Source organism: Streptomyces narbonensis (assembly GCF_014649015.1).
GTDB lineage: Bacteria > Actinomycetota > Actinomycetes > Streptomycetales > Streptomycetaceae > Streptomyces > Streptomyces narbonensis.
Genome location: NZ_BMSF01000031.1, coordinates 25,150 through 32,022 on the forward strand (window position 1 = coordinate 25,150; position 6,873 = coordinate 32,022).

Below are 6,873 nucleotides of genomic sequence, written 5' to 3' on the forward strand. Positions count from 1 at the left end.
AACGGCTGCCGCCTTCGCGCGGTGGGGGTGTGCCCACCCCGTCCCGGAGGGTGGGCGTCCACGTCCCAGGTCAGCTCGGGGTCCGCAGGTGGACGATGTCGCCGGCGCCGACGGCCTCCGTGCCGCCGCCCTCCGTGGCCACGACGAGGCGCCCGTCGCCGTCCAGGGCGACCGCCTCGCCTTCCAGCATCCGCTCGCCGGGCAGGTCGGCCCGGACACGTCGGCCGAGGGTCGCGCAGCCGGCCGCGTAGGCCGCCTGGAGGCCGGAGGCGGCGGGGTCGCCGTCGGCCCGTACCCAGTCGCCGTACCACTGCTCCAGGGAGCGCAGAACGGCCCGCAGGAGGGTGTCGCGGTCGGTGGAGACGGCGCCGGCGAGGAGGAGGGAGCCGGCGGCCGGGACGGGCAGCTCGTCCTCGCGGAGGGTGACGTTGATGCCGAGGCCGACGACGATGGCGTCGTCTCCGGCACGCTCGGCGAGGATGCCGCCGGTCTTGCGCTCCTCGCCTCCGACGGAAACCAGCAGGTCGTTCGGCCACTTGAGGGACATGTCGGTCCCAGCGGCCTTCGCGAGGCCGGTCGCGGCGGCCACGCCGGTGAGCAGCGGGAGCCAGCCCCAGCGGTGCACGGGCACGTCCGGCTTGAGGAGGACGGAGAGGAAGAGTCCGGAGCGGGCGGGCGCCGTCCAGGTGCGGTCGAGGCGGCCGCGGCCCGAGGTCTGCTCCTCGGCCACGAGCACCGCGCCCTCGGGCAGCTCGTCGGCGCGGGCGGCCAGGTCGCTGTTGGTGGAGCCGGTGGTGCTGACCACGTCGAGCGAGGTCCACAGAGCGTCGGGTTGCACGAGCGCGCGGCGCAGGGCGGGGGCGTTCAGCGGGGGCCGGTCGAGGTCGGACCAGGGCCGGTCGGAGCCTTGAGAGGTCGTCATGCAAGCCAGAGTAGGTGTGGCAAAGACCGCAGTGCCGAACCGTATCCGCGTCGATACGCTACGGGTCAGTAGGCCAGCAGTAGCCCATTCGTAGTCAACGAACCCCCCGTGACCAGGCAGGGAGCCGCATCCCGATGTCCGAGCCGGCAGAGCAGTACGAGATCGACATTCACACGACCGCGGGCAAGATCGCGGACCTCAAGCGCCGTATCGACGAGGCCACGCACGCCGGCTCGGAGCGCGCGGTGGAGAAGCAGCACGCGAAGGGCAAGCTGACCGCGCGTGAGCGCATCGCCCTGCTGCTCGACGAGGGGTCCTTCGTCGAGCTGGACGAGCTGGCTCGCCACCGGTCGACCAACTTCGGTCTGGAGAAGAACCGCCCGTACGGAGACGGTGTCGTCACCGGCTACGGCACGGTCGACGGGCGTCCCGTCGCCGTGTTCTCGCAGGACTTCACGGTCTTCGGCGGTGCGCTCGGAGAGACCTACGGCCAGAAGATCATCAAGGTGATGGACTTCGCGCTGAAGACGGGCTGCCCCGTCATCGGCATCAACGACTCCGGCGGCGCCCGCATCCAGGAGGGTGTGAGCGCGCTCGGCATGTACGGCGAGATCTTCCGCCGCAACACCCACGCGTCCGGGGTGATCCCGCAGATCTCCCTGATCGTGGGCCCGTGCGCGGGCGGCGCGGTGTACTCCCCCGCGATCACCGACTTCACGGTGATGGTGGACCAGACCTCGCACATGTTCATCACGGGACCGGACGTCATCAAGACGGTGACCGGCGAGGACGTGGGCTTCGAGGAGCTGGGCGGCGCCCGGACGCACAACTCGACCTCGGGCGTGGCGCACCACATGGCGGGTGACGAGAAGGACGCCATCGAGTACGTGAAGTCCCTGCTGTCCTACCTGCCGTCGAACAACCTCTCCGAGGCGCCGGCCTTCCCCGAGGTCGCGGACACCGAGGTGACGGACGAGGACCGCGAGCTCGACACGCTGATCCCGGACTCGGCCAACCAGCCGTACGACATGCACAAGGTCATCGAGCACGTCCTCGACGACGGCGAGTTCCTGGAGACGCAGGCGCTGTTCGCGCCGAACATCGTGACCGGCTTCGGCCGTGTCGAGGGCTTCCCGGTCGGTGTCGTCGCCAACCAGCCGATGCAGTTCGCCGGCTGCCTCGACATCAACGCCTCGGAGAAGGCCGCGCGGTTCGTCCGGACGTGCGACGCCTTCAACATCCCGGTGCTGACGTTCGTCGACGTGCCGGGCTTCCTGCCGGGTGTGGACCAGGAGTACGGCGGCATCATCCGGCGCGGCGCGAAGCTGATCTACGCGTACGCCGAGGCGACGGTCCCGCTGATCACGGTCATCACCCGGAAGGCCTTCGGCGGCGCGTACGACGTCATGGGCTCGAAGCACCTGGGCGCCGACCTGAACCTGGCGTGGCCGACCGCGCAGATCGCGGTGATGGGCGCGCAGGGCGCGGTCAACATCCTGCACCGCCGGACGATCACGGAGGCTGAGGGCCGGGACGATGCGGACGCAGTGCGGGCGCGGCTGATGCAGGAGTACGAGGACGCCCTGCTCAACCCGTACATCGCGGCCGAGCGCGGCTACATCGACGGTGTGGTCATGCCCTCGGACACCCGCCCGCAGATCGTGAAGGGGCTGCGTCAGCTCCGCACGAAGCGGGAATCCCTTCCCCCGAAGAAGCACGGCAACATCCCGCTGTAGCCGCGTACGAGCGATGAAGGAGCCGTTGTGATCAAGGTCGTACGAGGAAACCCGACGCCCGAGGAGCTGGCCGCCGCACTGGCGGTGGTCCAGGCCCGGGCCGCGGCCACGGCGGCGGCGTCCGCCGAGGGCGGCGGCCCGGCCGTACCGGAAGGATGGTCGGATCCCTCGCGGATCGCGCGTGCGGTACGGCACCGGCCGGGCCCCAGGGCCTGGGCCAGGTCGTACTGGCCCGTGTAGCCGTCGGATGCCGGAAGGCCGGACCCCGTGTGCGGGGGGTCCGGCCATTCGCATGCCCGGGGCCTCGCGCGGGCCCGGGGCCTTTCGCGTGTCGTCCCGGTGACGGGCGCTCACGTACGGCGGAGGAAGACGCCGGCAAGTACGGCTCCGACCGCGACGATCGCGGCGTTGACGAGGACCGCGAGGCCGATGCCGTCGAGGAGGACGGGCGCGGTGACGACGACGGCGCTCATGACCGGCGTGCCCATGGTGATGCCGATCTGCTGGGTCATGGTCGCGAGGCCGGTCGCCATGCCCTGCTCGCCGTCGGGGATGCCCGAGGTGGCGGTGACCATGAAGCCGACGATGGCGAGCATGTTGCCGACACCGCCGGCGAAGGTCGCGGCGAGCAGCAGTCCGAGGCTGCCGCGGTCGTCGCCGAGCCCGTACAGGGCCAGGGTGGCGGCGGCCTGGAGGAGTCCGCCGGTGACGAGGGCGGCGCGGGCGCCGAAGCGGCCGATGAAGCGCGAGGCGAGGACGCCGCCGAGGATCGTGCCGGCGCCGAGGACGCCGAAGGACAGGCCGGCGGCGAGCGGCGAGAAGCCCAGGACGTCCTGGAGGTACAGCGTCATGAGGAAGACCAGCGAGGTCTCGGTGACGAAGGCGACGAGCCCGGCGAGGTTGCCCCAGACGACGGTGCGGCGCTTCAGGACGTGGACGGGGACGAGCGGTGAGGCGGCGCGCCGTTCGACGAGGACGAAGGCGACGAGGAGGGCGGCTCCGGTGGCGAGGGCGGTGAGCGCGGTGGGGTCGGTCCACCCGTGCTCGCCGGCGACGGTGAGGCCGTAGACGAGGGCGAGGAGTCCGCCGGTGACGCTGACCGCGCCGGGGACGTCGAGGCGGGGGCGGACGGCGGGGCGGCTCTCGCTCAGGACGGCTGGGGCGACGAGGAGGACGGCGAGGGCCACCGGCACGTTGACGAAGAACGCCCAGCGCCAGGAGAGCAGGTCGGTGAGGACGCCGCCGAGGATGGCGCCGGTGGTGAAGCCCGCCGACATGAGGGCGCCGTTCAGGCCGAGGGCCTTGGCGCGCAGCGGGCCCTCCGGGAAGGAGGCGGTGAGCAGGGAGAGCCCCGCGGGGGTGACGGCGGCCGTGGCGAGGCCCTGGGCGACCCGGGCGGCCATGAGCATCTCGGGGCCGGTGGCGAGGCCTCCGACGAGCGAGGAGACGCCGAGGAGGGCCATGCCGCCGAGGAAGAGGCGGCGGCGTCCGATCAGGTCGGCGACGCGCCCGAAGAGCAGGGTGAATCCGGCGGCGGCGAGGGCGAAGGCGGTGGCGATCCACTGGAGGCCGCCGAGGGTGAAGCCGAGTCCCTGACCGATGACGGGCAGGGCCACGTTCAGGATCGAGAAGTCGACGGCCAGCATGAACTGGGCGAGGAGGAGCACGACGAGGACGAGCCGCATCCGGCCGGTCATCCGGTCCTCGGCGCGTTCGGTGGGGGTGGGGAGATCCAGGGCGACCATGCGGAGAACTCCTTAATGGGAGACTGGTTCCGTTAAGATGTCCCGTACCGTAGCAGAGTCGAAGGACTTAATGGAACAGGAGACCCGTTTGACTGAGAGCCGACCGGCCTCGCCCGGCACCCTGCGCCCCGGCGGCCGCACCGCGAAGGTCCGCGGGGCCGTCCTCGACGCCACCCGCGACGCCCTCGCGGAGACCGGCTTCCACGCCCTCAACATGGACCGGATCGCCGCCAGCGCCGGTGTGGGCAAGACGACCGTCTACCGCCGCTGGGGCTCCCCCGTCGGCCTCGTCACCGACCTCCTGCACGACATGGCGGAGCAGTCCCTGCCCGCCGCCGACACCGGCGGCCTCGCGGGCGACCTGCGGGCCAACGCCGAACTCGTACGGGACACCCTGGCCGATCCCCGGGTGGGCGCCGTCTTCCACGCGGTCATCGCCGCCGCGGCATGCGACGAGGAGTGCGCCCGCGCGCTCGCCGGCTTCTACCGGACCCGGCTCGCCGAATGGGCCCCGGTCGTGGCCAGGGGCGCGGAGCGCGGCGAGATCCCGGCGGAGACGGACCCGCTGGAGCTGCTCCGCGCCGTCTCCGCGCCGCTCTACTACCGCTTCGCCGTGACCCACGAGGAGCTCACCGCGGACGTGGCGGAGCGGGCCGCGGAGGCGGCGCTCGCGGCGGCCCGCGGCGGGGTGTTCACCCGCCCGCAGGGCGCGTCCGGCGACCCCATCGGGCAGGAATAGTCCCTCGGTACGGGGGCGCTTGAGTATCCGTACTCAGGCGCCCCGCGCGCCCCGCGCGGAGGATCGGAGCATGCTGTGGTCCGACCCCAAGAACCAGCCGCCGAAGTTCCTGCGCGACATGCAGGAGATGCTCCGCCGCGGCGGCATCGTGCTCGGCGTCGCGATGGTGCTCTTAATGCTCGTCGTCGGTGCGCGCTGAGGAGCGCCGGCACTGACTACGCTGGCCTCATGACTGCTGATCCGCGCCGCGTCGTCCTCGCCTCCGCCTCCCCCGCCCGGCTCGGGCTGCTCCGGCAGGCCGGGATCACCCCCGAGGTGATCGTGAGCGGCGTCGACGAGGACAAGGTCCAGGCGCCGACCCCGGCCGAGCTCGCGCTCGCCCTCGCCGAGGCCAAGGCCGCCCATGTGGCCGCCCGGCCCGAGGTGTTCGGCGCGCTCGTCATCGGCTGCGACTCGGTCCTGGAGCTCGACAAGCAGGCCCTCGGCAAGCCGGCCGACGCCGCGGAGGCCACCGCCCGCTGGAAGGCCATGCGCGGCCGGACCGGCATCCTCCAGACCGGCCACTGCGTGTACGACACGGCCGCGAAGCGCTACGAGTCGGCCACGGCCTCCACCGTCGTCCGCTTCGGCGAGCCGACGGACGCGGAGATCGCCGCCTACGTGGCGAGCGGCGAACCGCTCCACGTGGCGGGCGCGTTCACCCTGGACGGCCGCTCGGCCCCGTTCATCGACGGCATCGACGGCGACCCGGGCAATGTGATCGGCCTGTCGCTGCCGCTGCTGCGCACGCTGCTCCGCAAGCTGGACGTCGAGATCACCGACCTCTGGACCTGACGGTCAGACGGCTGCCGGTGCCTCCTCCGGGGCACCGGCACCCTCGCCGTCCGCCTTCCCGTACGCCACCAGGGTGAGGACGACGAGTCCGACGACGGCCATCAGGAAGGCGAACGCGCCCCAGCCGATCAGACCGACGGCGACCGCGCCGAGGATGCCGTGCACGACCGCGCAGCCGATGAGCAGACCCCGGCCCGCACGGCCGGGGCGGCGGTCGCGGATGCCCGCGACGAGGGCGACGAGGGCGCACAGGACGAGCGCGACGCCGGAGCCGATGCCGAGGCCCCAGGTGCCGGCGACCATGGCGTCGGGGTCCATGCCGTCGAGGGACATCGACTGGGCCTCCACGAAGCCCGCCATGATGCCGTTGATCGCGACGATGCCGGGCGCTTCGAGGAAGAGCACCGCCGCCGTGACGAGAGCTATCGGTCTGCGGGCCACCTCGGCCACCCCCTGAATTCGCCTGTTACCGGCAGTACGAACGACTGCGCGAAGGCTACTGGCCGGTAAACCCCCGGACAAGAGTTCGCACACGGACGGCGGTGGCCGACCCTCCGGCAAAGAATCGCCGGGCCATTCGTAGAGACCCGACAAAGAAACCCGAATCGCGACTGGCCGCACGAACAGAGACCTGCGCCACACCTCGGAGCTACTGTGCCGTAAAGGAACCCTGCGTACCGTGGTGCGACAAGGGAATTCACGACCCGAGCAGGCCCGGGGTCACGCTCCGTGTGGGCAAGCTCACCACTGGGGACGGGTCGAAAGGCCGTGTCGGCAGTCCCTAAACTCAGCTTGTTTCAAGGAGAGGGAGCCATCGTGCGCAAGGTGCTCATCGCCAACCGTGGCGAAATCGCTGTCCGTGTGGCCCGGGCGTGCCGGGACGCCGGTATCGGCAGC

General features: G+C 71.8%; 9 protein-coding genes. 6 read left to right on the plus strand and 3 right to left on the minus strand.

Going from position 1 to position 6,873, the window contains the following annotated elements; genetic code table 11:
• Positions 1-70 precede the first annotated feature (70 nt).
• Entirely contained in the window at positions 71-922 is an 852-nt protein-coding gene (locus tag IE124_RS33105) for a biotin--[acetyl-CoA-carboxylase] ligase (protein ID WP_189513572.1), read from the minus strand.
• Positions 923-1,056: 134 nt separating this feature from the next.
• Here IE124_RS33105 and IE124_RS33110 point away from each other — a divergent pair, with 134 nt between their 5' ends.
• Both IE124_RS33110 and IE124_RS33115 read left to right on the plus strand, forming a co-directional pair.
• Positions 1,057-2,658 (plus strand): acyl-CoA carboxylase subunit beta, encoded by a 1,602-nt coding sequence (locus IE124_RS33110; RefSeq protein ID WP_189513573.1) that lies wholly within the window; start codon positions 1,057-1,059, stop codon positions 2,656-2,658.
• Positions 2,659-2,685: 27 nt separating this feature from the next.
• Positions 2,686-2,898 (plus strand): acyl-CoA carboxylase subunit epsilon, encoded by a 213-nt coding sequence (locus tag IE124_RS33115; protein WP_189513575.1) that lies wholly within the window; start codon positions 2,686-2,688, stop codon positions 2,896-2,898.
• A gap of 110 nt (positions 2,899-3,008) precedes the next feature.
• On the opposite strand, the gene IE124_RS33120 is transcribed toward IE124_RS33115, so the two are convergent.
• Entirely contained in the window at positions 3,009-4,403 is a 1,395-nt protein-coding gene (locus IE124_RS33120; protein ID WP_189513577.1) for an MFS transporter, read from the minus strand.
• Positions 4,404-4,473: 70 nt separating this feature from the next.
• Here IE124_RS33120 and IE124_RS33125 point away from each other — a divergent pair, with 70 nt between their 5' ends.
• The 3 genes from IE124_RS33125 to IE124_RS33130 all read left to right on the plus strand — a co-directional run bounded on the left by IE124_RS33125 (position 4,474) and on the right by IE124_RS33130 (position 5,976).
• Entirely contained in the window at positions 4,474-5,142 is a 669-nt protein-coding gene (locus IE124_RS33125) for a TetR/AcrR family transcriptional regulator (protein WP_370468859.1), read from the plus strand.
• Between the two features lie 70 nt (positions 5,143-5,212).
• On the plus strand, positions 5,213-5,341 hold the full coding sequence (gene mmpB / locus IE124_RS35470; protein ID WP_268246771.1) for a morphogenic membrane protein MmpB: 129 nt from the start codon (positions 5,213-5,215) through the stop codon (positions 5,339-5,341).
• A 29-nt stretch (positions 5,342-5,370) separates the two neighbouring features.
• The gene (locus tag IE124_RS33130) at positions 5,371-5,976 is read left to right on the plus strand and encodes a Maf family protein (RefSeq protein ID WP_189513580.1); all 606 of its coding nucleotides are present in this window, start codon (positions 5,371-5,373) and stop codon (positions 5,974-5,976) included.
• A 3-nt stretch (positions 5,977-5,979) separates the two neighbouring features.
• Here IE124_RS33130 and IE124_RS33135 read toward each other — a convergent pair whose 3' ends face one another.
• Positions 5,980-6,417, minus strand: a complete 438-nt coding sequence (locus IE124_RS33135; protein WP_229833130.1) for a hypothetical protein — start codon at positions 6,415-6,417, stop codon at positions 5,980-5,982.
• A 375-nt stretch (positions 6,418-6,792) separates the two neighbouring features.
• Between IE124_RS33135 and IE124_RS33140 the strand changes: the two genes are divergently transcribed.
• A partial coding sequence (locus IE124_RS33140; RefSeq protein WP_306432456.1) for a biotin carboxylase N-terminal domain-containing protein occupies positions 6,793-6,873 on the plus strand: 81 nt, incomplete at its 3' end.

What these genes read in the sequence shown, in the direction of transcription:
- IE124_RS33105 (WP_189513572.1), bottom strand. Translation starts at nt 922, where the DNA reads ATGACGACCTCTCAAGGCTCCGACCGGCCCTGGTCCGACCTCGACCGG.
- IE124_RS33110 (WP_189513573.1), top strand. Translation starts at nt 1,057, where the DNA reads ATGTCCGAGCCGGCAGAGCAGTACGAGATCGACATTCACACGACCGCG.
- IE124_RS33120 (WP_189513577.1), bottom strand. Translation starts at nt 4,403, where the DNA reads ATGGTCGCCCTGGATCTCCCCACCCCCACCGAACGCGCCGAGGACCGG.
- IE124_RS33125 (WP_370468859.1), top strand. Translation starts at nt 4,474, where the DNA reads ATGGAACAGGAGACCCGTTTGACTGAGAGCCGACCGGCCTCGCCCGGC.
- mmpB (WP_268246771.1), top strand. Translation starts at nt 5,213, where the DNA reads ATGCTGTGGTCCGACCCCAAGAACCAGCCGCCGAAGTTCCTGCGCGAC.
- IE124_RS33130 (WP_189513580.1), top strand. Translation starts at nt 5,371, where the DNA reads ATGACTGCTGATCCGCGCCGCGTCGTCCTCGCCTCCGCCTCCCCCGCC.